A 25,824-nucleotide genomic window follows, 5' to 3' on the forward strand; every position below is an offset into this window, starting at 1 on the left:
GGTCGCCGGTCCCCGGCGGTCCACGCCTCGTCGACCACCCGCTACCCCTCCGCGCCCAGTGCGCGCAGCAGGTACGGCAGCAGGCGGTCGGCCATGTCCGCGCCCGGGTCGGCCCCGGGCACGTGCGGGATGAGGAACGTGTGCGTGACCATCGGGCCGATCACCATCTCCCCGACCACCACCGGGTCCTCCACCGGCGCGATCTCCCCGCGTTCGGCGGCCCGCTCCAGCAGCGCCGCCACCCGGTTCTGGAGCGGCAGCACGAACGCGTCGAACAGCACGTCCGCCAGCGCCCGGTTGTGCGCGGCCTCGCCCACGACCGCCCGCAGCAGCCGCCCCGAGGGGCCGTCGAGCGCGCGGGCCTTGTCGTGCAGGACCCGGCTCAGGTCCGAGCGCAGGCCCCCCGTGTCGCGGTCGGGCCCCAGGTCCTCGGCCCAGGCCTGGGCGGCCCCCACCACCAGGTGCTCCTTCGACCGCCAGCGCCGGTACAGCGTGGCCGTGGAGACCCCCGCGCGCTTGGCGACCGCCGCCGTGGTCAGGCCGCTGTACCCGTGCAGCTGGAGTTCGGCGAGGGTGGCGTCCATCAGCGCGCGGTCCCGGGCCGCGTCCCGTGGCCGCCCCCGGGCGGGGGCGGCGGACGCTTCGGGCAGATGGTCGGTGGTCATACCCGGAATCCTATGCGAGCGACCCTGTTGGAAACGAAACAGTTTCGTTTAGTATCGAGTCCATGACGGAGACCCACGCCCACAGTGAACCGCTGACCGACACCGCCGCGATCCCCGGGATCGTCGACCGCCTGCGCGCCGCCTTCGCCAGCGGTCGCACCAAACCGATCGCCTGGCGCCGCGAGCAGCTGCGCGCCCTGCGCCGCCTGCTCACCGAGGAGCGCCCCACCCTGGAGAAGGCGCTCAAGGCCGACCTGGGCAAGAGCCCGGTCGAGGCGCACACCAGCGAGATCGGGTTCGTGGTCAACGAGATCGACCACACCCTCAAGCACCTGGCGTCGTGGCTGCGTCCCCAGCGCGTCTCGGTGCCGATGGCCCTGGCCCCGGCCAAGGCGCGCCGCGTGCGCGAACCCCTGGGCACGGTGCTGATCATCGCCCCCTGGAACTACCCGGTGAACCTGTCCCTGGCGCCCCTGGTCGGCGCCATCGCCGCCGGGAACACCGCCCTGCTCAAGCCCAGCGAACTCGCGCCCGCCACCTCCGCCGCCCTGGCCGAACTGCTGCCCCGCCACCTGGACACCGAGGCGGTCGCGGTCGTCGAGGGCGGCGTCCCCGAGAGCACCGCGCTGCTCGAACAGCACTTCGACCACATCTTCTACACCGGAAACGGCGCCGTCGCCCGCATCGTCATGGCCGCCGCCGTCAAGCACCTGACCCCGGTCACCCTCGAACTGGGCGGCAAGAGCCCCGCCATCGTCGAACCCGGCGTCGACCTGGCCGCCACCGCCCGCCGTCTGGCCTGGGGCAAGTACACCAACGCCGGACAGACCTGCGTGGCCCCCGACTACGTCCTGGCCGTCGGCGACACCGCCGACGAACTGGAGCGCGAACTCGCCGCCGCCATCACCGAGATGTTCGGCGACGACCCCCGCACCAGCCCCGACTACGGCCGGATCGTCAACGAACGCCACTTCGACCGGCTCACCGCCCTGCTCGACTCCGGCACCGTCGTCGCCGGGGGAGACCACGACCGCGACGCCCTGTACATCGCCCCGACCGTGCTGGGCGGAGTCTCGGCCGACACCCCCGTCATGGCCGAGGAGATCTTCGGCCCGGTCCTGCCCGTCATCCGCGTCCCCGACCTGGACGCCGCCATCGCCTTCGTCAACGAGCGCGACAAGCCCCTGTCCCTGTACGCCTTCACCGACTCCGAGGAGACCAAGCGCCGCCTGACCACCCAGACCTCCTCCGGAGGACTGGCCTTCGGCCTGCCGATCGCCCACCTGGCCGTCCCCGACCTGCCCTTCGGCGGCGTCGGCGAGAGCGGCATGGGCGCCTACCACGGGGCGGCCTCCGTCGACACCTTCTCGCACACCAAGTCGGTGCTCGACAAGTCCCTGTTCATGGACACGATGCGGGTCGCCTACGCGCCCGTCACCGACCTCAAGGAGCGCATCCTGCGCCGCATGCTCTGAGCGGCCGGGAGGCCGCCTCACTCGTGCCGGGCGTCGGTGTACACGTCGCCCGGCTCCAGCGTGCCGTCGAACAGCTCGGTGACCGACACGAAGTGGAACCCCTGCCGGTGCAGCTCCGTCAGGACGTCCGGGATCGCCCGCACCGACGACTCGTGGATGTCGTGGAACAGCACCACGCTCCCGGACGTGCTGTGCTCGATGGCGTACGCGGCGACCTCGTCGGTGTCCCGGCTGCGCCAGTCCATGGTGTCCACGTCCCACAGGATGATCGGCAGGCCCACGCTCTTGCGCACGGTCCCGTTCAACGCCCCGTACGGCGGCCGCATCGAGGGCGGATCCGAGCCGATCACGTCGCGCACCGCCCTGTTCGTGCGCGCCATGTCCGACTCGACGGCCTCGGCCGACTTCCCGCTCAGGTCGTCGTGGTCCCACGTGTGGTTGCCCAGCTCGTGCCCCTCGGCGGCCATCCGCTCCAGGGCCTCGGGGAACTCGCCGACCAGGGAGCCCAGCACGTAGAACGTCGCCTTGGCGTCGTACTCGTCGAGGGTGTCCAAGAGGTCGTCGGTGTGCTCGCCGGGGCCGTCGTCGAAGGTCAGCGCCACACACTTGAGCCGCTGGCAGTCCAGGGTGTCGCGCTCGTCGGAGGAGCCGTCGCCCAGGGGCACGTCGGGGTCGGGTCCGGTCAGTGCCGCATCCCGCGCACGGAAGCCCAGCTCGGACAGGACCTCCTCGGCGTCCTCGGGCTCGACCGGCAGGATCACCTCCGCGACTCCCCCCGCCCCCGGCACCTGGGTGGGATCCATGCGCACGGCCAGACCTCCGCCGGTGCTGAACGCCAGGTCCTCCAGCGGGGAACCCTCCCACTCCTGGGCGACCTCCCGCGCCCGCTCGACGTCGAGCAAGCCGCTCCGCGCCGCCTCCTCGGCCGCCTCGGCACCCGCCCCGGCCCCCGCGGCCCCCGCCGTGTCGGTGGACGCCGATCCGCCCTCGGCCCCGGCGTCGGTCGCCTCGGCCTCCTCACGTGCGCGCACGGCGGCCTCGCCGATCACCCCGGGAAGGTCCGCCAGGGGCAGGTGGTAGTGCTCCTGGAGCACGTCGGCCAGGAGGACGTGCGCGCGTTCGACGGCCGCCTCGTCGCGGAAGAGCGCCGTCCAGGGCAGGACCCGTTCGGCGCCGGCGTCGAACCACAGCGTGGAGGCCTCCCGTGTCTCCCGCATGCCCGCCGTCGACACCGCGGTCAGCCGCACCCCAATGACCTCGGGTGAGGCGGCGACCACGGACACGTCCTGCCGCAGTTCGGGACGGCCGCTCCCGGACAGCTCCTCCAGGAAGGCGGTCTGCCGCGCGGCCATGGCGGTGCGCACCTCCGCGCTGAGCGGGTGCCCCGCGCCCAGGAGCGGGTAGCGGTAGCCGACCACGCTGTGCTCGGTCTCCACGGCGTGCTCCCTGACGGTGAGCCCCGGCACCTCGTCGAGCGGGACGCCGATCACCTCGGCGTAGGGCGACGCGTGCTCTCCGACGTGGCATCCGGGCACCAGCAGGAGCCCCAGCGCCGCGCCGACGGAGAACGTTCGTCGCAGTAGGGTGTCGCACACGTGGGGGACCCTATCGAAACGACCACCCGAAACGGGCGAAGCGCGACGAGTTTCGCACGGAGTGTCACCGATTGGCGAAGTCCGCTCCGAGGTGAACCCGGTGCTCCCCTGGCCCGGAGCGAGCGGCCCCGCCCGCCGGGCGTGCCCCCGCCGGGGGCGCCCCGGTGCGGGGCCCGGGTTCAGCTGACGGTGGCCGCCACGATCTCCCGGACCTGCGCCAGCACCTCGGCGTGCTCGTCCGGGGCCGTCGTCCGGGGCAGGTGGACGTGGCCCGCCGGGATCGAGCGGCCCGACCGGTCGCGCAGCAGGGTGTTGCGGTAGGCGATCTCGTTGGACAGGTAGTCGCCTCCGCCGCCCGCGCGGGCGGCGGACCCCTCGGTGGGGCCCTGCGGACGCCGGACCTCCTCGCGCGACCCCGCCGGGACCTCGACAACCTCGGTGTTGGCCACCACCGGATACCGTCCCGACACCGTGTCCGCGATCCGTTCGCACGGCAGCGACGACCGTGTCCACTCCGGGACCCGCGGCCCCGGCACCGGCGCGCGCCCCGTGCTCGTGCGGCCCAGGTTGTCCGTGCCGCCGCCGCGCCACACCCCGTTCCAGACCTCCAGGTCGAACCGGTCGGGCCGGCCCCTGCTCAGGGTGACCACGGCGTCGACCGAGGTGTGGTGGTGGCCCAGGGCCCGCTCCACCACGCCCTCGTCGAAGTCCGACCAGCGCACGGGAAAGACCGCGGCGCGCACCACGGCGGTGCGCCCGCCGACCGGGAAGGTCCATCCGTGCAGGTCCAGAGCCGCGGCCCCGGACGGGTTGGAGCACGCGACGTCCTCGTCCAGGCGGAAGGGGTCGAAGCCGGTCACCACGAGCCGGAGCCAGCGTTCGCCCGGAGGGAAGCCGATGTCGGCGAAGCCCCGTGACTCCCACTCCAGCAGCCGCAGCAGCTCGGCGCGCTGGCCGTCCGTGAGCGCGAACCCCGGCCGCCAGGCGCGCAGCCGGGCGGAAAGCACCAGGCGGGCCCAGTACAGGGGCCGGTCGTCGGTGTCCCCGCTCTCGGCTCGCGTCGCCTCGGTCCACAGCCGGGAGGCGTGCGCGGCGACCGCCTCCCGGGCCTGCTCGACGTCGCCGCTGTCCGCCAGGTCGGCGGCGAACAGGGGTTCCGCGGCGTCGAACCCGGAGCGGGCCAGGATCCGCCTCGGCTCGGGGAGCTCGGCTCGGGCCTCTTCGGGGGTGGTGTCGTGCTGCACGATTCCCTGTCTGGGTCGGGGGAGGGGAACGCCGATGGGACGGGCCGGACGAGTGTAACGTCACCGGGGTCGGGCCCGGGGTCGGGCCCGCCGTCCACGGCGGCGCCGTCGGCGCCGGGTTCGGGGCGGGGCTCCGCCGCCGTTGTCCACAACCTCGACATCGGGGGTGGACCACCGGCCCCGGACTTGGCAGTGTGAGAACTGACAGCCCGTCCCTCTCAACGGAGAGAGAAACACATGCCTACTGCTGCACTCCCCGACACCGACGTCCTCGCCGAGCGCGCGCGGACCGCGTTGGAACGGTGCGGAGTCGACCGCCTGCGCGAGCCGATCGGCGCGGCCGGGGTGGCGAGGACGCCCATCACGGGCCAGATCCTGTTCCCCGTCGAGTTCGACACACCCGCCTCAGTCGACCGGGCCGTCGACACCGCCAAGGAGTGCTTCACCGCCACCTGGCGGGACACGCCCGCGCCCGAGCGCGGCAAGCTCGTCCACCGGTTCGGCGAGCTGCTGCGCGAGCACAAGGCCGACCTGGCCGAGCTGGTGACGATCGAGGCGGGCAAGATCACCTCCGAGGCGCTCGGCGAGGTCCAGGAGATGATCGACATCTGCGACCTCGCCGTGGGGATGTCCCGACAGCTGTACGGCCGCACCATGCCCTCCGAGCGCCCGGGGCACCGTCTCATGGAGACCTGGCACCCGCTGGGCGTCGTCGGAGTGGTCACGGCGTTCAACTTCCCGGTCGCGGTGTGGGCGTGGAACACGTGCGTGGCCCTGGTCTGCGGGAACACGGTGGTGTGGAAGCCCTCGGACCTGACCCCGCTCACCGCACTGGGCTGCCACGGCCTGCTCATGCGGGCCGCCGCCGACGTCGGCGCGCCCTCGGACCTCCACTCGGTGGTGCTGGGGGGCCGCGACGTCGGTGAGGCTCTGGTGGACGACGCCCGGGTGTCGCTGCTGTCGGCCACCGGTTCGGTCGCGATGGGCCGGACGGTCGGGCCCCGGGTCGCCGCGCGGATGGGCCGGTGCCTGCTGGAGCTGGGCGGCAACAACGCGGCCGTGGTCGCGCCCTCGGCCGACCTGGACCTCGTGGTGCGCGGCAGCGTGTTCGCCGCCGCCGGGACGGCGGGCCAGCGCTGTACCTCGCTGCGCCGCCTCATCGTGCACGAGGACGTGGCCGACCAGGTCACCGAGCGCATCGTGGACGCCTACAAGCAGCTGCGCGACCGGATCGGCGACCCCTTCGAGGAATCGACCCTCGTCGGCCCGCTGATCGGCGAGCGCGGGTACTCGGGCATGGTCAAGGCGCTGGACCAGGCCAGGGCCGACGGCGGCGACGTGCTGGTCGGTGGCGGCCGCCGGCTGGAGGAGTCCGGGGCTGACGCCTACTACGTCGAGCCCGCCGTGGTGCGCATGCCGGGCCAGACCGAGATCGTGCGGGAGGAGACCTTCGCGCCGATCCTGTACGTGCTGACCTACCGCACCCTGGACGAGGCGGTGGAGCTGCACAACGGCGTGCCGCAGGGGCTGTCGTCGGCGATCTTCACCCAGGACCAGGCCGAGGCCGAGCGGTTCCTGTCCTCGGCGGGTTCGGACTGCGGCATCGTCAACGTCAACATCGGCACCTCGGGGGCGGAGATCGGCGGCGCGTTCGGCGGTGAGAAGGACACCGGCGGCGGCCGTGAGTCCGGCTCCGACTCGTGGAAGGCGTACATGCGCCGGGCGACCAACACCGTCAACTACGGCGGTGAGCTGCCGCTGGCCCAGGGGGTGCGTTTCCTCTAGGAGGTGCGTCCTCCGCCGGAGAGTTCGGGGGTCCGTTCCGGCGGACCCCCGCGAGCCGTTCGAGGGTGGTGGACGGTGTGGTGGTCGTGCACCGCGGTCGGCCGTGAGCGGCCGCCGCACGCCGGGGCGGTGCGCAGTTCGGGGACCGGCCGGACGGACCTCGCCCGCCGCACCCGGTACCCCTGAGGCGGGGCCGACACCGTCGGTCCATGGTGGGCGCGCCCACGCGGGATCGCGTACGGACGCGCCCACCAGCGATCGCGGGCCAGGAACAGGCGTCCGGCGGGGGTCCGGCGGGCGTTGGGATGGGTGGTGTGGGGCATCGAGGCCCTTCTGGCGGGCCGGTGTGGACGTCAGACATCCACACCGATACCGAAGGCCCTCTTCGCGTGTGTCAGCCGGGGTGGGTGTCACCAACCTCGTGGTCAGTACATCTGGAGCGCACCGACTCCCGCCAGGACCGCCACCGGCAGCAGGAGTATCCACTGCGGCAGCCGCAGCAGGGGCCGAGACCAGTCCGCGCGCAGCGTGATCACCAGGAAGACCGCCGAGTACGCCACGAAGTGGGCCGCGATGAAGAGGACGAGCGGTGCGTTCGTGGTGTTCGAGGCGCCGAGGGCGATCAGGGCGGCACCGCTGAACAGCAGGTCCGCTGTGGCGAAGTGCCACACCGCGTGCAGCGTCCGCATCGGCTCGGAGGGCAGGGCGCTCTCCAGGAGAGGGCGGACCACGTCGCGTCCGCCGGCGAAGAGGTGGATCAGGGCCGTCACGGTCGCCAGGGCGCCCGCGGCCAGCAGCCAGCCGTTCAACGGGCCTCGATTCCCTTGGCGGTGATCCCGGCGATGCTCCGGGCCAGTCGGGGGTCGGGGGGATCGCCGAGTACGCCCAGTCGGAACACGACGGTTCCGACGAGTGCGTCGAGCACGAGGTCGGTGTCGACGTCCGCCGCGCTCTCACCGCGCTCGCGGGCTCGCTCGAAGACGTCGACGAGGCGTTCCTTGGCGGGAGTGAGGAAGTCGGAGCGGATCCTGGCGCGCGAGTCGGGGTCGGCGGCGAAGTCCGCCAGCAGGCCGGGAAGGGCGGCGATGGCGGCCGGGGTGCTGAACTCGTCGATCAGCTGCTGGGTCATGGCCGCGAGGTCGCCTTCGAGGCTGCCGGTGTCGGGGACGGGGGCGGTGTCGGTGGTGGTGAACACCGCCTCGTAGACGAGCTCTGCCTTGCCGGACCAGCGACGGTAGAGGGTGTCCTTGCCCACCCGGGCCCGCGCCGCCACCGCCCCCAGGGACATGGCGGCGTATCCGGTCTCGGCCACCAGTTCGGTGGTGGCGGCGAGGATCGCCGCGTGCACTCGCGCGTCTCGCGGGCGTCCGCGAGGTGTGGTCACCGTGGTCATGGCTCCTTTTTACCATACGGGTCGTCCCGTATGGGAATGTGCCTCCCCGAGGGGCAGCGAATGGTCTCCATCGGAAAAGTTGTGCAAAACCATGTTGTGCACAACTAAAATCTGCTACGGTGGTGCCGTTCGATGGACGTGCCACCCACGCGAGGGAGGGACCATGGCCGACACCGGCGAGGGAGACCCCCTCGCGCTGGACAACCAGCTGTGCTTCTCCCTGTACGCGGCCTCCCGCGCCCTGACCGGGCTCTACCGCGAGCTCCTGGACGACCTGGGACTCACCTATCCGCAGTACCTGGTCATGCTCGTGCTCTGGGAGCGCGGGACGCTGAGCGTCAAGGAGTTGAGTCAGGCACTGCACCTGGACTCGGGCACGCTCTCCCCACTGTTGCGCCGCCTCGAGGGCGCCGGGCTCCTCATCAGGGAGCGCGGCGCGGCCGACGAACGCGTCGTCGAGGTCACCGCGACCGAGGAGGGCACCCGACTGCGCGCACGGGCCCGGGACATCCCGAACCGCCTGCTGTGCGCCGTCGACCTGCCCGGGGACCGGGTGCGCGAGGTGAAGGGGGTCCTCGACCGGATCACCCGGTCCGTGGAGACCGCCGCCAGCGGACGGGCGCCCCGCACCCCGCGTGACTGAGCACCGCCACCGACATCTCCGTCACCTTCCGACCCCGCGTCGGAACACAGAAAGGCAGTCATGGCAGTCGACATCCTGTACACCGCGAACGCCACCGTCACCGGTGAGGGCCGCGCCGGAACCGGCAAGACCGACGACGACCGCCTCAGCGTCGACCTGTCCGTGCCCAAGGGCATGGGCGGCGACGACGGCCCCGGCACCAACCCCGAGCAGCTCTTCGCCGTCGGCTACGGCGCCTGCTTCCACGGCGCCCTGAAGAAGGTCGCCCGCGAGGCCAAGGCCAACGTCAACGGCTCCGTCATCGACTCCCGGGTCAGCCTGGGCAAGGCCGAGGACGGCTTCGCGCTCGTCGTCGACCTGACGGTCACCATCCCCGGCGCCGACCAGGCCGAGGCCGAGAAGCTCGTCGAGGCCGCCCACCAGGTGTGCCCGTACTCCCGCGCGACCCGCGGCAACATCGACGTCAACCTCACCGTCAAGACGGCCTGAGGCACGTTCCTTCCGGAGCGCTGAGACGCCGCCCACGACGCGGGGGCGGGGGAACCACGTCCCCCGCCCCCGCGTTCACGCGTGCCCGGACCGCCCGCTAGGCGGCGGCCTCCAGCAGCAGCAGCCGGTCCAGGATGTCCTGGAGGGTCACCAGACCGATGAGGCCCTCCTCCTCGACCAGTGACAGGTGGCTGCGGCTGTCCCGCATGATGCTCATCGCCGCGTACATCGGCGTGCTCGCGTGCAGCATGAGCACCGGTCGCATCAGGTCCGCCGCGGTCGTCCCGGGCGGGCAGGTCAACGCCTCGCGCACGTGCAGCACGCCCACCGGCTCACCCTGCTCCATGACCACCAGGCGCAGGTGCGTGGAGGCGCGGGAGACCCGCTTGATCTCCTCCAGGTCCGCGTCCGGCGGCACCCACGCGATCTCCTCGCGCGGGGTGACGATCTCGCTCAGCGGACGGGAGTTGACCTCCAGCGCCGTGGCCAGCTGGTCGCGTCGCTCGGTGTCCAGCGCACCGGCCTTGGCCGAGTGCTCCACCAGCTCGCGGACGTCGTCGGGGTCGTGCCCCGACACCATCTCGTCCACCGCGGCGACGCCCACCCGGTGCAGGCACCGGTTCGCCATGCCGTTCACCGCGACCAGCAGGGGACGGGTGAACCACATGAACGCCCGCATCGGCACCGACAGCAGCCTCGCCGACTTCTCCGGATGCGAGATCGCCCAGGACTTCGGCGCCATCTCGCCCACCACCAGGTGCAGGAAGGTCACGATGACCAGGGCTAGCACGAAGGAGAGCGTCGAGGACACCGCGTGCGGCAGTCCGTGGAACAGCGGCTCCAACAGGTGGTGCACGGCGGGCTTGGAGATCGCGCCCAGCGCCAGCGTGCACAGCGTGATCCCCAACTGGGACCCGGCCAGCAACAGCGACAGGTCACGCGCGTTGCGCAGCGCGGCGCGCGCGGCCAGGCTGTGGTCGGCGTCGGCCTCCAGCCGGTACCGGCGGGCCGCCACCAACGCGAACTCGATCGCCACGAAGAAGGCGCTCAACGCGATGATCGCCACGGTCAGGGCCATCGCGACCCACGGGTTCATGTCGCTCATGCCCGCACCTCCCGGGACTCCTCATCGGCCAGTTCGCGCAGTCGCAGCTCCACGGTGTGCGGAACGTGCCGCTGCACCGAGTTCACGGTCAGGGTCAGCGCGAAGTCGGGATCCCCGTCGTGCGCACTGGTCGGCCGTGGCAGGGTGATGTCGACCTGGTCGCCGACCTCCGGCAGCCGGTGCAGCTCGTGGATGACCAGGCCGCCCACGGTCTCGTAGTCGCCCGTCGGCAGGTCGTGCCCGAGCAGACGCTCGGCCTCGTCCACGTGCAGGGCGCCGGGCACCATGTAGCCGCCCTCGCCCTCCAGATGCGCCGGAGCCTCCTCGTCGGGGGAGTGCTCGTCGGCGATCTCGCCGACGAGCTCCTCAGCCAGGTCCTCGGTCGTGATGACTCCGGCCAGGCCGCCGTACTCGTCCACCACGCAGGCGAACTCCTCGCCCGCCTCACGCAGCTGGTTGAGCACGCCCGGCAGCGCCAGCGACACCGGCACCATGACCGTCGGCCGGGCCACCTCGGTGACCTTGATGTGGTCCAGGTCGCGCTCGCCCAGGGCGAGGACGTCGCGCAGGCAGATCACGCCCACGATGTCGTCCACGCCGTCACCCAGGACCGGGAAACGCGAGTGGTCCGAGGCCATCAGCTCGACGACCCGGCTCACCGGGTCGCCCTCCTCCACGGTCGCCACCTCGGGCCGCGGGATCATCGCGTGCCCGGCGGTGCGCTCGTGGAAGTCCAGCGTGCGGTCCAACAGGGTGGACAGCTCCGCGGGCAGGTCGCCGGTCTCGCGGGACTCGGCGATGATGTGCTCCAGGTCGCGCGGTGTCGCCGCGTGCTGCACGTCCTCGACCGGGGTGATCCGCACCGCCTTGAGCAGCAGGATCGCGGCCTGGTCGAACAACCAGATCACGGGCCCGAACACACGCAGGTAGACGAGCGTGGACAGGGCCAGCCACCGGGCGACCGGTTCGGGCTTGGCGATCGCCAGGTTCTTCGGGAAGAGCTCACCGAACACCATCTGCACCACCGTCGAGAACAGCAGTGTGAGGACGGTGCCGACGGCGACGCCCGTGGCCACGGGGACACCGGCAACGCCCAGGATCTCACCGATTCCCTGACCGATCATCGGCTCGGCCACGTAGCCGACCAGCAGACCGGTCACGGTGATGCCCAGCTGGGCGCCGGAGAGCATGAACGAGGTGCGGTCGGTGACCTTCTTGACGCGCCGGGCGACGGGGTCCCCGGACGCGGCCCGGGACCGCACACGCGAGCGGTCCACGGCCATGAAGCCGAATTCCTGGGCGACGAAGTAGCCGTTCGCGGCGATGATCACGAGGATCACCACGATGCCGGCGGCCATGGTGAGAACGGTGCTCATCGGGCACGCACCGCCTGGTTCCGCCGCACGGCGGGGTCTCTACGAGGGTGCGGGCCCCACGAAGAAGGAGGCTCGTCGGAGTCTGGGTCACAGCATCCACGCGGGATGCTGCTGGTACTTCGGGACGGGTCCACTGTTCCTCTCTCTGCGCCTTCGCGCGTTGGGTGTGCTTGGAGTGGTCCTGGTGAAGTGAAAGACGATCGGGGGCGGGGTAAAGGTTCCCCGGTCAGCCCCCGACCGGTGCGTCGGCCTCTCCGCCGAGGGACGCCCACTCGCGGCGCCGCGCCTCGGACAGGGCGATCGCGGTCGCCACGGCCACGTTGAGCGATCCGACCCGGCCGATCTGCGGGATGTAGGCCACCGCGTCCGCACCGGACAGCAGCGCCGGGGAGCACCCGTGGTCCTCCGCCCCCACGGCCAGGCACACGTCCGGCTCCAGCGGAGCGGCGTGCAGCGGCACCGCGCCGCTGGCCAGCTCCACGGCGACCACCTTGTAGCCGTCACCGCGCGCCGCCGCCAGGGCCTCGCCGGTGGTGGCGAACCGGGTGTGCGGCACCTTGGCCGCCGTGCCCAGGGCGGTCTTGCCGACCTTGGGATCGTCGGGGTCCGCGCTGTTGCCCGTGAGCCACAGCTGGTCCACGCCGAAGGTCGCGCACGTGCGCAGGATCGACCCCAGGTTGAACGGCTGGGTGACGGATTCGACGAGAAGGGCGAGCCGCCCCTCGGTGCGCCTGCGCCACTGGCGGTTCAGGCGTTTGACGTCCGTGGGACGCAACTGCGTGCTCAACTGCTGTGTGTTCCTCAGCGGGTCGGTGCCGGGCTGTTCCCGGTGGTCCGGTGTTCGCAACAGGTTACCGGTCACCCGGGGCCACCGCACTCCCGGCCCTGGACACATCAGGCAAAATCGGCGGCCGGACGCCGATCACGCGCCCTCGGAGCGCCGCACGGCCAGCACGCGAAAGCCCGCGCGCGAGGCCACGCGTTCGGCGGGCAGCCCCTGGGCGTCCAGCCACCGCTGCAACGAGTCCGCGCCCAGGTGCTTCTGGACGACCAGGTGCGCCACGCCCTCGGGCGTGAGCCGACCCAGCCACGTGCGCAGCATCGCGTGCAGCACCCCCTTGCCCACCCGGATCGGCGGGTTGGACCACACCGCGTCGAAGGGACCGAGCAGCTCCTCGGCCGTGGGGGCGCCCTCCGCCGCCCCGGCCCCCTGGTCCGTGGCCAGTCCGCCCTCGGGCGAGACCACCGCGAAGCGCGCGTTGCCCAGCCCGTGCTCGGCGGCGTTGCGCCGCGCCAGGCCCACGGCCCGCGCGTTGACGTCCACGCCCAGCACCCGCGCTCCCGGCGCCCGCGAGGCCATCGTCAGGGCGATCGGGCCGTACCCGCACCCCAGGTCGAGCAGTCGGCCCTCCGGCGGGGGCGCGGGCACCGTCTCCAACAGCACGCGGGTTCCCAGGTCGACCTTGTCGGGGGAGAACACGCCCCGGTCGGTGCGCAGCCGCAGGTGCAGATCGGGCAGGACCAGGTCGGCCGTCGAGGGACGGCTGGCGGCGTCGGGGTCGGAGTCGAAGTAGTGCTGGGCCACGCCGTGACGCTACCAGGGCCGGGACACCCCGCGCCCCGGGCGAAGCCGAACAGCGGCGGACGGGGCCCGGTAAGAAATCTACGACGTAAAGACGGCGGATCGGTGTCCACTCAACCACCGAGGCGTAATACGGCGAGGATGTGGACACACCGAAGGTCATGAACACTCACCGCCTCACGATCATCCGCAACCTGCACACCTGCGGCGGAGTCGAATTCGACTTCCGGGTCCTGTGGGGAGCCCTCACGCCCCCGGACGATCTCGGCCTGCGGGAGCAGGACCCCGAGCGGACTATCGAGTGCTGCACCGAGCCCGGGCCCGACCAGGCGGACCGGTCCGACGGGGTGAACCTGATCCAGCTCATGGACCGGGCCGGCTACGACCGCGTGGACGTGGACGGAACCGACGCGCTGTTCGCCGACAAGTTCCACATCGCGGTGTGGGGGCTGGAGCTGCTGAGCTGGCACAGCGACCCGAACGTGGCCGCGGCCCGCCACGCCCGGATCGATCTGGCCACGGGCGACACCCTGGCCCTCGGGTAGAACGCGGATGCGAGCGGCCCCGGGCGCCACGCCTGCCCGGGGCCGCTCCGCGCGTCGGGTGTTACAGGGCGGCGACGCTCAGCAGCGCCTTCCATTCCTGGGCGGGGAACTCCAGGTACCCCGACTCGCGATTCTGGGTGTCACGAACAGCGGTGACCGCACCCTCGGCGACCTCCACGCATTCACCCTCACCCGAGCTGTGGCTGGACTTGTGCCAGTGGTCGTACATGGTCAACTTCCTTTCTCGATGAGCTCCCGGACGAACGCCAGGCTCCCGCTGGGAGATGACGCGATGGCTCGCAGGGCCCCGAACCGATGGAGGGTGGTGGACACGGTGGGCGGGTCGGTGATGACCTGTCCACCGGCCGTGGTCTCCACGAACAGCAGGGTCTCGGCCCGGGTCATCCCCAGGAGCGTACAAGCCCCATGGGTTAGGGGATGTGCCCCGTCCGCGAATCTCAGCACCTGGACGGTGACGGCGGGGGCCTGGGCGAGGTCGGCGATCGCCTCCCACTGGCGGCGCATCACCTCCGGGCCCCCGATGACACGTCGCAGGGCACCCTCGTCGATGACGAACTGGGCCATCGGCGGCTGACTCCTGCGCAGGATCTCGCCGCGTTTGAGCCGTGCGGTCGCCAGCTCCTCCACCCGGTCGACCGACAGGGGTGGAACGGACGCGGCCAGGTCGGCACGGGCGTACTCCTCGGTCTGGAGGAGTGCCGGAACGACCTGGGGCTGGAACTGGTCGATCGTGAGCGCGCGAAATTCCAGGTCGACGTATTCGCGCAGGTAGCGTCTGCGCGACCCGTTCTTGCGAGGCAGAAGGTCCAGGAGGGCGCCACCCGCGTCGAGGGCTTCGTCGACCTTCCGGGCGAACTCGGGTGTGGGGTGGCGGTCCAGGCGTTCGACCGCACCGATGGACTGGTGGGAGTAGCCGGCCAGCGCCCCCAGCTCAGTCTGGGTGAGGCCGGCGCGGATTCTCAAATGCTCCAATTCTCGTGCGAATCTGGACATTCCCATGGGGTCCACATCGGCCTTCGTACGTGCCATACCCACAACAATGCCCGGGATTGACACAGGCATGCACGTGATTTCTCTTGGTTTCCCCGTCCTCGCGCATATCCCTGGCGTGTTCGGGCTCGTCGGGTGAGGTTTTCCTACGTGAATGACACCACCTGACGCCGGACGGATTCATGAACGCCTCAATAACAGCCCTCGCCGCCCTCCGCGGGCTCCACCCCGCGTGGACGATCTCCCGAGCCGAAGACGGCTACGTCGCGGTCCACACCGACGCCGAGACGGGCCGTGCCGACGACGTGGTCCGAGCCGCGCGGGTGGACATCCTCGACATCCGCCTCAACGCCGCCGCTCGCCCCGCGGGAACCCCGAGGTGACCCCGCACTGGCGGGATGTGCCCGCCCGGGAGCTGCGTCGCAACGACATCGTGCGGATGCACACGGGCCACCTGCGGGTGGTCACCGACATCCGCCCACCCCAGAACGGCCGGGTCCAGGTCCGGCTCGGTAGCACTTGGTACCAGCTCCCCGCGGGACAGATGCTGACCGTCGACCGACGAGGACACGGTCGTGGGTGACGCACACGCCGCGTACCTGGGGCGGTCCGAATGGCTGGTGGACGGCCGACGAGGCGACTGGTCCACCTCCTACCACCGACTGATCCGCGAGCACGGGATGCGCCACTCGGTCGCGGTGCGGACGCTGGGCGAAGCGGTCCGACTCGACCCGCACCTGACCGCATCCGGCCACCCTCCGAACTCGATCCCGCACCCGGGGTAGACCCCACGTGTCACCGACAGGAAGAGACCCTCATGGAACACGCTCCCCTCGTGGCAGCCAAGGACCGGTTCTCCACCGGCCTGCCCGGCCGCCGCGTCCCCGTCAGCGAGGCCCAGCCCTCCGCGTACCGACCGTGGGGCATGGACCACGCCGTCGTTCCCCGCCCGGTCGACATGTCAGGCAGGCACGAGAAGCCCACGGAGAACAAGCCCGTGACGCGGCGGACCCAGTACAACGACGACGGCAAACTGGAAACCGACACCGTCACCGAGACGCACACCGACTGATGCCGGTCACCGTCCTGATCCTGATGGCCTTCGACGACGGCGAGGGCCGCCTCGTCGCCGATGAACTCCGGCGACGAGGGCACCGCCCCGTGCCCTTCGACCTGTCCGACTTCCCCATCCGCGCGAGCTTGGACGCCCGCCTGGGCCCCGACGGGTGGGACGGGCGTCTGAGAACACCGGACACCTCGGTGGACCTGACCGACGTCACCGCCGTCTACCACCGGCGATGCCCATCCTTTGAACTGCCCGAGACGATGAACGCCGCTGAACAACGGTTCTCCCGAGTCGAAGCGCGGTTCGGGCTGGGCGGTGTGCTCGCCAGCCTGCCCGCGCACTGGGTGTCGCACCCCTCGGCGATGGCCGACGCCGAGTACAAACCCGTCCAGTACGTCGCCGCCACACGTGTCGGCCTGCCCCTGCCCCCGACCTGGGTCGGCAACACCCCCGAGGCAGCCCGCGCCTTCCTCACCGACCAGGGCGGATCAGGGGTGTACAAGCCGCTCATGCACAAGTTGGTCGCCGACTCCGGGCAAGCCCGTCTCATCTACACCACTCCCACCCGTGCGGCCCAGGTCGACGACCGGGTCACCGTCACCGCCCACCAGTTCCAACAACACGTCCGTGCCGAGTACGACGTTCGCGCCCTTGTCACCCGTACCGGATGCGAAGCTGTGGCGATCACCATCGAGGGTCGGACCGTCTTCTACGAGGTGAACCCGGCCGGACAGTGGGCTTGGCTGATGGAGGAGACCGGAGCGCCCATGACCGGTCTGATCTGCGACGAACTCACGGAGCCGTCCCGATGACACGACCCGACACCGCCGAGTGGGAACCGCTTGCCGCCGCCCTGGCCGACGACGTCACACCGAGGGGCTCACCCTGGCGCGACATCGTGGCTCGCACGCCACGCCACGTGTTCGTACCCGAATTCGCCGAGCGCGACGGCAACACCTACCGGCGTGTGTCCAGCTCCGAACCCACCTGGTTGGAACGCGTCTACACCGACGAGGCGCTGACCACACAACACCAGGCGCACCCCGACCACCCGGGTCTGGAGTTGCCCACCTCCTCGACCACCCGGCCGTCCCTCATGATCGCCATGCTGGACGCGCTCGACGTGACCGACGGGGCACGGGTGTTGGAGCTGGGGACCGGAACCGGATACAACGCCGCCCTGCTGTGCGAACGTCTGGGGCAGGAGAACATCACCAGCGTGGACCTGGACCCCGGGCTGGTCGAGGCCGCACGCCGACGCCTCGCGTCGGCCGGATACCGCCCCCACCTGGACGTCGCCGACAGTGCACACGGGTATCCGGCGCGGGCCCCCTATGACCGGGTGATCGCCACTCACTCCGTTGAGCGGATACCGCACGCGTGGGTGGCCCAGACCCGGCCGGGTGGGCGGATCGTGTGCGATGTGCGGTCGGCTCCGGCGGCTGACATCGGACGTCTGGCCACTTTGACCGTGGACGGTGACGGAACCGCCCGGGGCCGTTTCTGGGCCAGCGACCCAGGAGGGTTCATGGCGGCCCGCACCCGGGTCGACGTCCCCTCGGTGTGCTTCGGGCCGCCCGTCAGGGACCTACGCGACGCCGAGCGCCGTCGCAGTCGGGTCGACCCCACCGTCCTGACCGACGCGAACTTCCGGTTCGCCCTGTGGGCACGCTCTCCCCACCTGACGATCGCCCTTGGTCCGGATGCCGGGGTGTCGGAGCGGGACGGCGCATGGGCCCAACCGGTCGACGCCCGGGACGTGGACGTGGCGGGGCCGGTGGACCTGTGGGAGCAGGTGGAGGAAGCCCACGCGTGGTGGGTTCGGTCGGGATCTCTCGGCCCCGCTGACTTCGGGATCACCGTCACTCCCGAGGGGCAACGGGTGCGGGTGCGACGTCCTCTCCCTCCGTGACCCGGGCAAAAACCTCCCATGCCACCGGAAACGAAATCGCCAAGGCCCCGGACCTGGCGGCGGAGGACGCAGAAGATGGAGGTAGCCGAGGTTTGTGGGGGAAGCATGCGAGCACAGGTAGGTGACCGACTCGTAGTCGAGAGCCCGCGCGCCGACGCCCATCGCCGGACCGGGGTCGTGACCGAGGTGCGCGGATCCAGCGGCGAACCGCCGTACCAGGTGCACTGGCTCGACACCGAAGAGGGCCACGACACCCTCGTGTATCCGGGACCGGACGCGCACATCGAGCACACGCCCGGCGCCACGGGCGAACAGGCGGAGGGGGCGAGCAGGATGCAGACGACGAAGCGCTGGGACCTGGACGTCGTCGTGTCGGAGGAAACCGAGGGTGACACCGCGCGTACGTGGGCCGAGGTGGGCCTGGTAGCCGACGACGGGACGGCGCTGAGGGGCCACGGCATGGCCCGTAAGCACCCGGCGGACATGGACGTCCCCGAGATCGGGGAGGAGCTCGCCGTCTCGCGTGCGCTGTCCGACCTCTCGCGTCAGCTCCGCCAGGTCGCGGCCGAGGACATCAACGAGAACACCGGCACCCCGTGGCGGCCCAGTTGAGCCGACCGCCAGGGCCGACGCCCGGGCCCCCGGCGCCCCGCCGGGGGCCTTCGCGCGTCCCGGGGCGGTCCCGGTCGCGGTGCGTCACCGTCCGACTCCATCGCAGGTCATCGGCCAGACCGGAAGTGGCCACCCTCACCACGGGTACACCGCACGGGTTGGTCACCTGGATCGGGCAGACTCGGAAGGTCCCCACCGACCCAAGGAGACCCGTTGACCACCTCCTCCGGAGCCCAGGCCCGACCCGCCCGTGTGCTGGGCACCGTCGACGCGGTCGCCATCGGCGCGGGTGCGATGCTCGGCGCCGGGGTGTTCTCCGTCTTCGCCCCCGCGGTGGTGGGCGCCGGCGCCTGGCTCCCGGTCGCGATCCTCATCGCCGGAGCGGTCGCCTACTGCAACGCCGTCTCCTCGGCCCGACTGGCGGCCCGCCACCCCCAGTCCGGGGGCGCCTACGTCTACGGCCGCGAACGCCTGGGCGACCTGTGGGGCTACCTGGCGGGCTGGTCCTTCGTCGTCGGCAAGACCGCCTCCTGCGCGGCGATGGCGCTGACGTTCGCGGCCTACACGCTGCCCGGCTGGGAGAAGCCCGTGGCGGTGGCCGCCGTCGCGGCGGTCACGGCACTGAACTACCGGGGCGTCCAGCGCTCCACGTTCGTGCTCAAGATCCTGGTCGCCCTGGTGCTGGCCGTCCTGCTCGCCGTGGTCGTGGCGATGGGGCTCAGCGGGCGCCTGCCCGCCGTCCTGGAGGTGGACGGGCTCGGGCCCTGGCCGGGGTCCTTCGGCGTGCTCGGCGCGGCCGGGATGATCTTCTTCGCCTTCGCCGGGTACGCCCGCGTGGCCACCCTGGGCGGCGAGGTCCGCGATCCGGCCACGACCATCCCCCGCGCGATCGCGCTCTCCCTGGGCGGGGTGCTGGCCCTGTACCTGGTCATCGGAACGGGCGTGCTCATCGTGCTGGGCCGCGAACGGCTCTCCCTCAGCACCGCCCCGCTGGCCGACGCCGTCCAGGTGGCCGGCTTCTCGGGGCTGGTCCCCCTCGTGGTGGCGGGCGCCGCCGTCGCCAGCCTGGGAGCACTGCTCTCCCTCGTCCTGGGCGTGTCGCGGACCACGGCCGCGATGGCCGCCGACGGCCACCTGCCCCGCCGCCTGGCCGCCGTCCACGAGCGCTACGGGGTGCCGCACCGCGCCGAGATCGCGGTCGGCGCCGTGGTCGCCGCCCTGGTGCTGCTGACCGACCTGCGCGGAGCGATCGCCTTCTCCGCCTTCAGCGTCCTGGTCTACTACGCCATCACCAACGCCTCAGCGCTGCGGTTGGGCCCGCACGAGAACCGGCCGCCGCTCCTGGTCCCGGTCGCGGGGCTGGTGGGCTGCGTCGTCCTGGCGTGCAGCCTGCCCCTGCCGGTGGGCGCCACGGGTCTGGCGGTGCTGGCCGCCGGCGCGGGTCTGTGGTGGCTGCGCGATCAGCGGCGGTGAGGCGCGCGCCGGGGTCGGCGCAGGAGGAACTCCAGACCGCGCCGCGCGGTCCGCGACAGTCTCAGCCCGGCGAGCTCCTCGGGGGTGAACCAGGCGCAGTCGGCGGTCGAGCCGGAGACCTCGGTCACGGTCGGCTCGGTCGGGGAGGCCACGTGCACGTGGGAGAACACCCACACCCCGTGGATCTCCGGTTCGCCGGGGCGCTCGCGGTGGTGGCTGGAGACGGCGATCAGCTCGCCGACGACGCCCTCCTGTCCGGTCTCCTCGAACACCTCGCGCCGCAGGGCCCGGCGGACGTCCTCTCCGACGTCCACCCCGCCTCCGGGCAGGTGCCAGGTGCCCGCGCCGGGGAAGCCCTCGGCGATCAGGCTCAGCAGCACGCGCCCGGCGGGGTCGGTGACCATCCCGTAGGAGGCCACACGGCTCAGCCGCGGCCCCGGGTCGGCGTGCTCCTCCTCGGGCGCCAGTTGGGCCGCGCGGGGTCGCGGACCGCCGGGCGGGAGCACGGTGGGCCACTCGCGGACGGCGTCGGGCACGGCGAAGACCACGCGGTCGATCTGCATGAGGTAGCCCGCCGGGGTGGACGCGGGTTCGGACACCACGTCCACCGCGACCAGGGGGGCGTCCTCGGGCAGCCCGCCGAGCGTACGGGCGACCGTCTCGGGGTCCTCCCCGAACAGCAGCCGCCGTCCGCTGATGGTCGGGCCGGTCGGCCCGTGGTGGACCAGGTGCACGGTGACGCGGCGCGCCGCCCCACCACCGGGGACGGAGGTCACAGCGCCCCCGAGGCCGCCGTGCTCGGCAGGCCCACGAGCTGGAGGAGTTCGTCGAGGCTGGCGATCGTGGTGACGCCCTCCAGCCGCTGACGGCCCTGGCGGTCGATCATGATCGGGCTCATGCGCGCGGCCACGGCGCCCACGCCGTCGGACTGGATCTGGTCGCCGACGTGCCAGCAGGCGCGCGGGTCCACGCCCAGGCGCTGCGCGGCGGTCTCGAAGATCCGGGGGTCGGGCTTGCCCGCGCCGACGGCGTCGGCGCACACCACGGTGTGGAAGTACGGGGTCAGCTCCAGGGCCTGCATCTTGGCGTGCTGGAGGGCCTCCACGCCGTTGGTGACCACCGCGAGGCGGTACCCGGCCGAGGCCAGGGCGTTGAGCGCGGGGACGGTGTCGTGGAAGACCTGCCACCCGGAGCGGTGGGCGTCGAGGTAGAGGCGGTACAACTCGTCGCAGTGCTGGTCGGCGATGTCGGCGTGCCCGGCCTGGACCGCCAGGGCGCGGATGCGCTCACGGCGCTGCTGCTCCAGGCTGAGTCCGCCGCGCAGGTAGGCGCCGAAGGAGATCTCCGTCTGCACGTCCCAGAGGCTGCGTGCGGCGGCGAAGTCCGGGTGTCCGAGCCGGTCCATGACCGCGCGCAGTCCCGTGGACGACGCGGCGTTGTCGTCGATGAGGGTGTCGTCCAGGTCGAAGCAGATCGCGGTGGGGGCCGCGGCGGGTATGTTCGGCATCGTTCCTCAACTGAATGGGCAGGACAAAACATGCCAACGCTAACCCGTGGACACGACGGAAAAGGTGTAAACCCCGCCTAAAGGGATGTGGTCAGAATCACTGTACGCAGTGTGGTGTCCCGTGTCCCCTGAGGTCAGAGCGTTACGGAAGGCGCTGGAACCACAGGAGTGATGTCACAGCGGTGGCCGTGCCGAGCAGAATCGCAATCAACACGAAACGCGTCACGATCTCCTCGTGAACCCACTCGGTGCCCAGTGAGGAACCGATGTCCTCGTACACCTCGTTCAGTTCGGTCTCGCTCTCGGCCTCGTAGTAGTGGCCCTCGGTGTCCTGCGCCAGCTCCATCAGCGCCTCGCGGTCGATGTCGGCGGGCACCCGGTACCCGTCGATCTCGATCATCGCCGCGCCGCTGCCGAACGCGATCGTCGACACCGGGACCCCCGCCTCGGCCGCCGCGGCCGAGGCTTCCTCGATCGCCCGACCGCTGGTGTTCTCCCCGTCCGACAGGAGCACGATCGCCGACGGCGGCGGATCCTCCCGCGCCTCCTCGTCGAAGCCGCGGATCGCCTCCAGCGAGGCGAACACCCCTTCACCGATCGCCGTGCCCGGGCCCAGCCGCAGGTTCTCGATCGACCCGATCACCGCCTGGTGGTCCTGCGTGGGGGAGGCGACCATCGTCGCCGCGGACGAGAAGGACACCAGCCCCACGTTGAACCGGTCGGGGAGGGTCTCCACGAACCCCTGCGCCGACTCCTTGGCCGCGTTGAGCCGGTCGGGTTCGATGTCGGTGGCGGCCATCGACAGCGACACGTCCACCGCCACGATGATCGTCGCCCGCTCCCGGGGCGCCTCCACCGGCATCGCGGGCAGCGCCAGGGAGGAGATCAACACCGCCAGCGTCGACATGAACAGCGCGGCGGGCACGTGGCGGCGCACGTCCGGCCGGTGCGGCACCACCTGGTCCAGCAGGGCGAGGTTGGTGAACCGGGCCGCGTATCCGCGCCGCCGGGTCTGGGCGAACACGTAGGCGCCCACGAGCACCAGCAGGGTCAGCAGCCACCACAGCCGCTGCGGTTCGAGGAAGGTCATGTCATACTCTCCGCGCGTCGGCTCGGTGCCGCGGGACGCCCCCGCGCCGTCGCTGTCGCATCTTCAGCCCTTCCGTGGTCATCGGGGGGTCCCCGGGGTGTGGCGGGCCAGGTGGTGGGCGGTCCGCCGCTGGTGGATGACGAACCGCGCCGTGTCCAGGACCCAGTCGCGGTCGGTCCGCAGCACGAGGTGGTGCACCCCGCACCGCCGCAGGGCCGCGCGGATCGCCTCCCTCTGGGTGTGCGCGGCCTGACGGTACCGTTCGCTGACCGTCCGCGTCAGTCGCACCTGGCGTACGCGTCCGGTGCGCGGATCCCGCAGGGTCACGTTCCCGATCGGGGGCACCTCCAACTCCCGGGGGTCGATCACCTCGACCACCAGCACCTGGTGCCGGGAGGCCATCAGGCGCAGCGGCCGTTCCCAGGGGACCGACTCGCCCGTGACGGGGGTGTCCAGGAAGTCGGAGATGACCACGCGCAGACCGCGCCGTCGGCGGGTGCGGACCAGGTCGGTGCACGCGTCGGCCAGCGTCGCCTGGTGGGGGGAGGGGTGCTCCACGTCCCCGGTGGGGGCCGCCGCCACCGTCGCCAACAACGACAGCAGCGCCTCCTTGCCGGACCGGGCGGGCCAGCGGCGGACCGTGCCCTGGTGCAGGAAGTGCGCGCCGAACCGGTCGCCGACCCGCTGGGTGAGCAGGTTGGCGGCGACCAGCGCGCCCACCGCCACCTCCCGCTTGGTGCGCAGACCCGTGCCGAAGTCCATGCTGGGCGACAGGTCCAGCAGCGTCCAGCTCTCCAACTCCCGGTCGGCGACCAGGTCGCGCACGTGCGGGGTGTCGGTCCGCGCGGTCACCGCCCAGTCCATGCGCCGCACGTCGTCCTCGCCGGGCCGGTACTGCCGCGCCTCGGCCGCCTCGGATCCGGGCCCCAGTCGCAGACCGAGGTGCTCGCCGTGCAGCAGGCCCTCCAGCCGGTGCACGATCCGCAGGTCCAGGCGGCGCAGTGCGGCGCGCAGCCGCGGATCGGTGCCGATGACCGGTTCGGACACGGCCCTCACCTCGGCGCGGCGAGGGAGGCGGACTCGCCGCTGGGCGGTTCGTCCCAGATCACCCGTGGTGCCAGCACCGTGGACAGGATGCGGTCGACGACCTGCTCGGGGGTGATCCCGTCGGCCAGGGCGTCGAAGGTCAGGACGAGGCGGTGGGCGATGACGTCCCGGGCCAGCACCCGCACGTCGTCGGGGAGCACGTAGTCGCGTCCGCGCAGGACGGCCAGCGCGCGGGCGGCGGCGACCAGTCCGAGGGTGGCGCGCGGGCTGGCGCCGACCTCCAGGACGTTGCGCAGGTCCGGCATCTGGTGCTTCTCCGGCTCGCGGGTGGCCATGACCAGGCGCACGACGTAGTCCGCGATGAGCTGGTGGACGTGCACGCGCTCGGCGTCGGCCTGGAGTTCGCCGAGGGTGACCGGGTCGAGTACCTGGTGGGCGGTGGGCGGGGTGGTGCTCATGCGCCGCAGGATCTCCATCTCCTCGTGCGCGTGCGGGTGGCCGACGTTGACCTTCATCAGGAAGCGGTCGCGCTGCGCCTCGGGGAGGGGGTAGACGCCCTCGGACTCCACGGGGTTCTGTGTGGCGATGACGATGAACGGGGAGGGCACGGGGTAGGTGGTGCCGCCGAGCGAGACCTGCCGTTCGGCCATCACCTCCAGGAGGGCGGACTGCACCTTGGCGGGGGCGCGGTTGATCTCGTCGGCGAGGACGAAGTTGGCGAAGACCGGCCCGAGTTCGACGTCGAACTGCTCGGTGGAGGGGTGGTAGATCCGGGTGCCCACGATGTCGGACGGCACCAGGTCGGGGGTGAACTGGATCCGGGCGAAGGAGCCGCCGGTGACCTTGGCCAGGGTGGACACCGCCAGGGTCTTGGCGATGCCGGGCACACCCTCGATCAGGCAGTGGCCCTTGGCGACCAGGGCGATGAGGGACCGTTCCACCATGCGTTCCTGGCCGACGATGACCGTGGACACCTCGTGGAGCGCCGCCCGCAGCAACCTGGTGGGCTCTCCCGGGGCACTGTCCGGGCCCGGCGAGGGCGCGGCGCCGCTTCCGGGTGAGTTCTCTGACATCTTCCGCCTTCCCGACAGGACGCCCCCGCGGGCGGCGCCGAATAGGGTGTGGATCACCTGCCTGTGGCGACATTACCTGCTTCGGTCGGCGCGGTCGGGGACACAGCGTCGGCGGGCGTGCGGCGCCGTACCGCCGGAAGGGGGCGTGACATGGGGGTTCCCACCAAGGGTCTGCACGAGGGTGATCCTCGTCAGTTGGGTGGGTTCCGGCTGGTCGGCAGGACGCGTGAGTCCGCGCTCGGTGTGGTCTACCTGGGGCGGGACGCCTCCGGGGCCGAGGCGAGCGTGGTGATGCTCAACTCCGCCGCCGGCGGCGACCACGAGGCGCGGGAGCGGTTCGCACGGGCCGTCCACGACCGGGACGACGTGTTGGCGGCGCGGACGCGCGGTCGGTCGGCCCTGTGGGTGGCGCTTCCGGCCGACGCCGACGGCGCGGGGGAGGTGCTGGAGCGGACGGCTCGGGGCGGTCCGGTCGCGGAGAACGGCCCCGTGGTGCAGCCGTACTGGGCGTGGGAGCGGCGCGGCTCGGTGGTGCGGTGGGCGCCCTGGCACGGCCGCCGGGACAGCGCGGTCGCGCCGGGGGAGGGGAACTGGTGGGTGGCGGCGGCCCTGGGGCTGATCCTGGTGCTGTTGCTGCTCCTGGGGGCGGGGGTGATCTGGTGGATGTCGAGGTTCCCGCGTCCGGAGATCCCCGCGCCCGGGCAGCCGGTGGAGATCCAGCAGGAGGAGTCCGAACCGGCGGCGGAACCCACCTCGGGGGAGGAGGGCGGCGAGGAGCCCGCACCGAGGCCGGGCGAGGAGGAGCCCGACATCCCCGCCCCGACCCCGGAGGGTGAGGGCGAGCTGGAGGGCGATCCGGAGGACCATCTCTAGCGGGCGCGGGAGGGGTGTCGCGGTGGCGGCGCCCCCGCGTTTGGCCCTCATTGAAATCTACGCTGTAAAGGTGGCGGAGCTGATTCCCTCAGCCTCGGAAACACCAAGATCGCGCGGCTACGCCGCACCCCTCCCCTGACATCCGCGCCCGGGCGTGTCGGGGCCGTCCAGCTCCCGGCCTAGAACGTGTTCAGCGTTGCGTAAGAAGCCTTGTGGGGCGGTTGGTGACAGATGGGTTGGGGCGAGGGGTCGAGGGCGGCTGC

At 71.9% G+C, this 25,824-nt stretch carries 30 protein-coding genes; 14 read left to right on the forward strand and 16 right to left on the reverse strand.

The genetic code is table 11. The annotated features are described in order from the left end of the window. Nucleotides 1-41 precede the first annotated feature (41 nt). Nucleotides 42-665: a TetR/AcrR family transcriptional regulator gene (locus AB0I72_RS08030; RefSeq protein ID WP_358564277.1), complete on the reverse strand. Its 624-nt coding sequence runs from the start codon at nucleotides 663-665 to the stop codon at nucleotides 42-44. Between the two features lie 62 nt (nucleotides 666-727). Here AB0I72_RS08030 and AB0I72_RS08035 point away from each other — a divergent pair, with 62 nt between their 5' ends. Continuing rightward, the gene (locus AB0I72_RS08035) at nucleotides 728-2,140 is read left to right on the forward strand and encodes an aldehyde dehydrogenase family protein (RefSeq protein WP_358564279.1); all 1,413 of its coding nucleotides are present in this window, start codon (nucleotides 728-730) and stop codon (nucleotides 2,138-2,140) included. Nucleotides 2,141-2,157: 17 nt separating this feature from the next. Here the strand turns inward: AB0I72_RS08035 and AB0I72_RS08040 are convergent, their stop codons facing one another. Together AB0I72_RS08040 and AB0I72_RS08045 are read right to left on the reverse strand one after the other, a co-directional pair. Continuing rightward, nucleotides 2,158-3,735 (reverse strand): polysaccharide deacetylase family protein, encoded by a 1,578-nt coding sequence (locus AB0I72_RS08040; RefSeq protein ID WP_358564281.1) that lies wholly within the window; start codon nucleotides 3,733-3,735, stop codon nucleotides 2,158-2,160. A gap of 179 nt (nucleotides 3,736-3,914) precedes the next feature. After that, on the reverse strand, nucleotides 3,915-4,979 hold the full coding sequence (locus tag AB0I72_RS08045) for a pyroglutamyl peptidase (RefSeq protein WP_358564283.1): 1,065 nt from the start codon (nucleotides 4,977-4,979) through the stop codon (nucleotides 3,915-3,917). Between the two features lie 237 nt (nucleotides 4,980-5,216). On the opposite strand from AB0I72_RS08045, the gene AB0I72_RS08050 reads away from it, so the two are divergent. Further along, nucleotides 5,217-6,764 carry an aldehyde dehydrogenase family protein gene (locus AB0I72_RS08050; RefSeq protein WP_358564285.1) on the forward strand — a complete coding sequence of 516 codons (1,548 nt, stop codon included), beginning with the start codon at nucleotides 5,217-5,219 and terminating at the stop codon, nucleotides 6,762-6,764. A gap of 425 nt (nucleotides 6,765-7,189) precedes the next feature. Here the strand turns inward: AB0I72_RS08050 and AB0I72_RS08055 are convergent, their stop codons facing one another. Beyond that, entirely contained in the window at nucleotides 7,190-7,573 is a 384-nt protein-coding gene (locus AB0I72_RS08055; protein WP_358564286.1) for a hypothetical protein, read from the reverse strand. After that, nucleotides 7,570-8,157 carry a TetR/AcrR family transcriptional regulator gene (locus AB0I72_RS08060; RefSeq protein WP_358564288.1) on the reverse strand — a complete coding sequence of 196 codons (588 nt, stop codon included), beginning with the start codon at nucleotides 8,155-8,157 and terminating at the stop codon, nucleotides 7,570-7,572. The genes AB0I72_RS08055 and AB0I72_RS08060 overlap by 4 nt, the downstream gene beginning before the upstream one ends. A 163-nt stretch (nucleotides 8,158-8,320) precedes the next feature. Here AB0I72_RS08060 and AB0I72_RS08065 point away from each other — a divergent pair, with 163 nt between their 5' ends. After that, on the forward strand, nucleotides 8,321-8,800 hold the full coding sequence (locus AB0I72_RS08065) for a MarR family transcriptional regulator (RefSeq protein WP_358564290.1): 480 nt from the start codon (nucleotides 8,321-8,323) through the stop codon (nucleotides 8,798-8,800). A 60-nt stretch (nucleotides 8,801-8,860) separates the two neighbouring features. Further along, complete coding sequence (locus AB0I72_RS08070; protein ID WP_358564292.1) at nucleotides 8,861-9,289, forward strand: organic hydroperoxide resistance protein; 429 nt, start codon at nucleotides 8,861-8,863, stop codon at nucleotides 9,287-9,289. 97 nt (nucleotides 9,290-9,386) lie between these two features. Here the strand turns inward: AB0I72_RS08070 and AB0I72_RS08075 are convergent, their stop codons facing one another. From AB0I72_RS08075 to AB0I72_RS08090, 4 genes are all read right to left on the reverse strand, one after another. Further along, the gene (locus AB0I72_RS08075; RefSeq protein ID WP_358564294.1) at nucleotides 9,387-10,394 is read right to left on the reverse strand and encodes a hemolysin family protein; all 1,008 of its coding nucleotides are present in this window, start codon (nucleotides 10,392-10,394) and stop codon (nucleotides 9,387-9,389) included. Next, nucleotides 10,391-11,770 (reverse strand): hemolysin family protein, encoded by a 1,380-nt coding sequence (locus AB0I72_RS08080; protein ID WP_358564296.1) that lies wholly within the window; start codon nucleotides 11,768-11,770, stop codon nucleotides 10,391-10,393. The genes AB0I72_RS08075 and AB0I72_RS08080 overlap by 4 nt, the downstream gene beginning before the upstream one ends. A gap of 226 nt (nucleotides 11,771-11,996) precedes the next feature. Beyond that, a complete protein-coding gene (locus tag AB0I72_RS08085; RefSeq protein ID WP_358564298.1) occupies nucleotides 11,997-12,557 on the reverse strand; it encodes a TrmH family RNA methyltransferase in 561 nt (186 codons plus the stop codon). Between the two features lie 135 nt (nucleotides 12,558-12,692). Beyond that, on the reverse strand, nucleotides 12,693-13,355 hold the full coding sequence (locus AB0I72_RS08090; RefSeq protein WP_358564300.1) for a methyltransferase: 663 nt from the start codon (nucleotides 13,353-13,355) through the stop codon (nucleotides 12,693-12,695). A gap of 158 nt (nucleotides 13,356-13,513) precedes the next feature. Between AB0I72_RS08090 and AB0I72_RS08095 the strand changes: the two genes are divergently transcribed. Continuing rightward, nucleotides 13,514-13,897, forward strand: coding sequence for a hypothetical protein (locus AB0I72_RS08095; protein ID WP_358564302.1), 384 nt, complete (start codon nucleotides 13,514-13,516; stop codon nucleotides 13,895-13,897). A gap of 61 nt (nucleotides 13,898-13,958) precedes the next feature. Here the strand turns inward: AB0I72_RS08095 and AB0I72_RS08100 are convergent, their stop codons facing one another. After that, on the reverse strand, nucleotides 13,959-14,126 hold the full coding sequence (locus AB0I72_RS08100) for a DUF397 domain-containing protein (protein WP_358564304.1): 168 nt from the start codon (nucleotides 14,124-14,126) through the stop codon (nucleotides 13,959-13,961). A gap of 2 nt (nucleotides 14,127-14,128) precedes the next feature. Next, the gene (locus tag AB0I72_RS08105) at nucleotides 14,129-14,980 is read right to left on the reverse strand and encodes a helix-turn-helix transcriptional regulator (RefSeq protein WP_358564306.1); all 852 of its coding nucleotides are present in this window, start codon (nucleotides 14,978-14,980) and stop codon (nucleotides 14,129-14,131) included. Nucleotides 14,981-15,090: 110 nt separating this feature from the next. Here AB0I72_RS08105 and AB0I72_RS08110 point away from each other — a divergent pair, with 110 nt between their 5' ends. From AB0I72_RS08110 to AB0I72_RS08145, 8 genes are all read left to right on the forward strand, one after another. Beyond that, on the forward strand, nucleotides 15,091-15,291 hold the full coding sequence (locus AB0I72_RS08110) for a hypothetical protein (protein ID WP_358564308.1): 201 nt from the start codon (nucleotides 15,091-15,093) through the stop codon (nucleotides 15,289-15,291). Next, entirely contained in the window at nucleotides 15,288-15,491 is a 204-nt protein-coding gene (locus AB0I72_RS08115; protein ID WP_358564310.1) for a hypothetical protein, read from the forward strand. The genes AB0I72_RS08110 and AB0I72_RS08115 overlap by 4 nt, the downstream gene beginning before the upstream one ends. Next, entirely contained in the window at nucleotides 15,484-15,693 is a 210-nt protein-coding gene (locus tag AB0I72_RS08120) for a hypothetical protein (protein WP_358564311.1), read from the forward strand. Before AB0I72_RS08115 ends, AB0I72_RS08120 begins: the two co-directional genes overlap by 8 nt. Before the next feature lie 32 nt (nucleotides 15,694-15,725). Continuing rightward, entirely contained in the window at nucleotides 15,726-15,980 is a 255-nt protein-coding gene (locus tag AB0I72_RS08125; protein ID WP_358564313.1) for a hypothetical protein, read from the forward strand. Further along, nucleotides 15,980-16,786: an MvdC/MvdD family ATP grasp protein gene (locus AB0I72_RS08130; RefSeq protein ID WP_358564315.1), complete on the forward strand. Its 807-nt coding sequence runs from the start codon at nucleotides 15,980-15,982 to the stop codon at nucleotides 16,784-16,786. The genes AB0I72_RS08125 and AB0I72_RS08130 overlap by 1 nt, the downstream gene beginning before the upstream one ends. Further along, entirely contained in the window at nucleotides 16,783-17,886 is a 1,104-nt protein-coding gene (locus tag AB0I72_RS08135) for a methyltransferase domain-containing protein (protein WP_358564317.1), read from the forward strand. The genes AB0I72_RS08130 and AB0I72_RS08135 overlap by 4 nt, the downstream gene beginning before the upstream one ends. Before the next feature lie 105 nt (nucleotides 17,887-17,991). Further along, entirely contained in the window at nucleotides 17,992-18,498 is a 507-nt protein-coding gene (locus AB0I72_RS08140; RefSeq protein ID WP_358564319.1) for a dsRBD fold-containing protein, read from the forward strand. Nucleotides 18,499-18,711: 213 nt separating this feature from the next. Continuing rightward, nucleotides 18,712-19,971 (forward strand): APC family permease, encoded by a 1,260-nt coding sequence (locus tag AB0I72_RS08145; protein ID WP_358564321.1) that lies wholly within the window; start codon nucleotides 18,712-18,714, stop codon nucleotides 19,969-19,971. Here AB0I72_RS08145 and AB0I72_RS08150 read toward each other — a convergent pair. The 5 genes from AB0I72_RS08150 to AB0I72_RS08170 all read right to left on the reverse strand — a co-directional run bounded on the left by AB0I72_RS08150 (nucleotide 19,959) and on the right by AB0I72_RS08170 (nucleotide 24,688). Beyond that, nucleotides 19,959-20,747 (reverse strand): NUDIX domain-containing protein, encoded by a 789-nt coding sequence (locus tag AB0I72_RS08150; RefSeq protein WP_358564323.1) that lies wholly within the window; start codon nucleotides 20,745-20,747, stop codon nucleotides 19,959-19,961. The two genes, AB0I72_RS08145 and AB0I72_RS08150, sit on opposite strands and share 13 nt — an antisense overlap. Further along, the gene (locus AB0I72_RS08155) at nucleotides 20,744-21,478 is read right to left on the reverse strand and encodes an HAD family hydrolase (protein WP_358564325.1); all 735 of its coding nucleotides are present in this window, start codon (nucleotides 21,476-21,478) and stop codon (nucleotides 20,744-20,746) included. Before AB0I72_RS08155 ends, AB0I72_RS08150 begins: the two co-directional genes overlap by 4 nt. A gap of 142 nt (nucleotides 21,479-21,620) precedes the next feature. Beyond that, nucleotides 21,621-22,568: a VWA domain-containing protein gene (locus tag AB0I72_RS08160; RefSeq protein ID WP_358564327.1), complete on the reverse strand. Its 948-nt coding sequence runs from the start codon at nucleotides 22,566-22,568 to the stop codon at nucleotides 21,621-21,623. A 78-nt stretch (nucleotides 22,569-22,646) separates the two neighbouring features. Beyond that, nucleotides 22,647-23,615: a DUF58 domain-containing protein gene (locus AB0I72_RS08165; RefSeq protein ID WP_358564329.1), complete on the reverse strand. Its 969-nt coding sequence runs from the start codon at nucleotides 23,613-23,615 to the stop codon at nucleotides 22,647-22,649. A gap of 5 nt (nucleotides 23,616-23,620) precedes the next feature. Next, nucleotides 23,621-24,688, reverse strand: coding sequence for a MoxR family ATPase (locus AB0I72_RS08170; protein ID WP_358564331.1), 1,068 nt, complete (start codon nucleotides 24,686-24,688; stop codon nucleotides 23,621-23,623). Between the two features lie 150 nt (nucleotides 24,689-24,838). Here AB0I72_RS08170 and AB0I72_RS08175 point away from each other — a divergent pair, with 150 nt between their 5' ends. After that, the gene (locus AB0I72_RS08175; protein WP_358564333.1) at nucleotides 24,839-25,561 is read left to right on the forward strand and encodes a hypothetical protein; all 723 of its coding nucleotides are present in this window, start codon (nucleotides 24,839-24,841) and stop codon (nucleotides 25,559-25,561) included. The last annotated feature ends 263 nt before the right edge of the window (nucleotides 25,562-25,824 follow it).

This window comes from Nocardiopsis sp. NPDC049922 (assembly GCF_040660275.1).
Classification (GTDB): domain Bacteria; phylum Actinomycetota; class Actinomycetes; order Streptosporangiales; family Streptosporangiaceae; genus Nocardiopsis.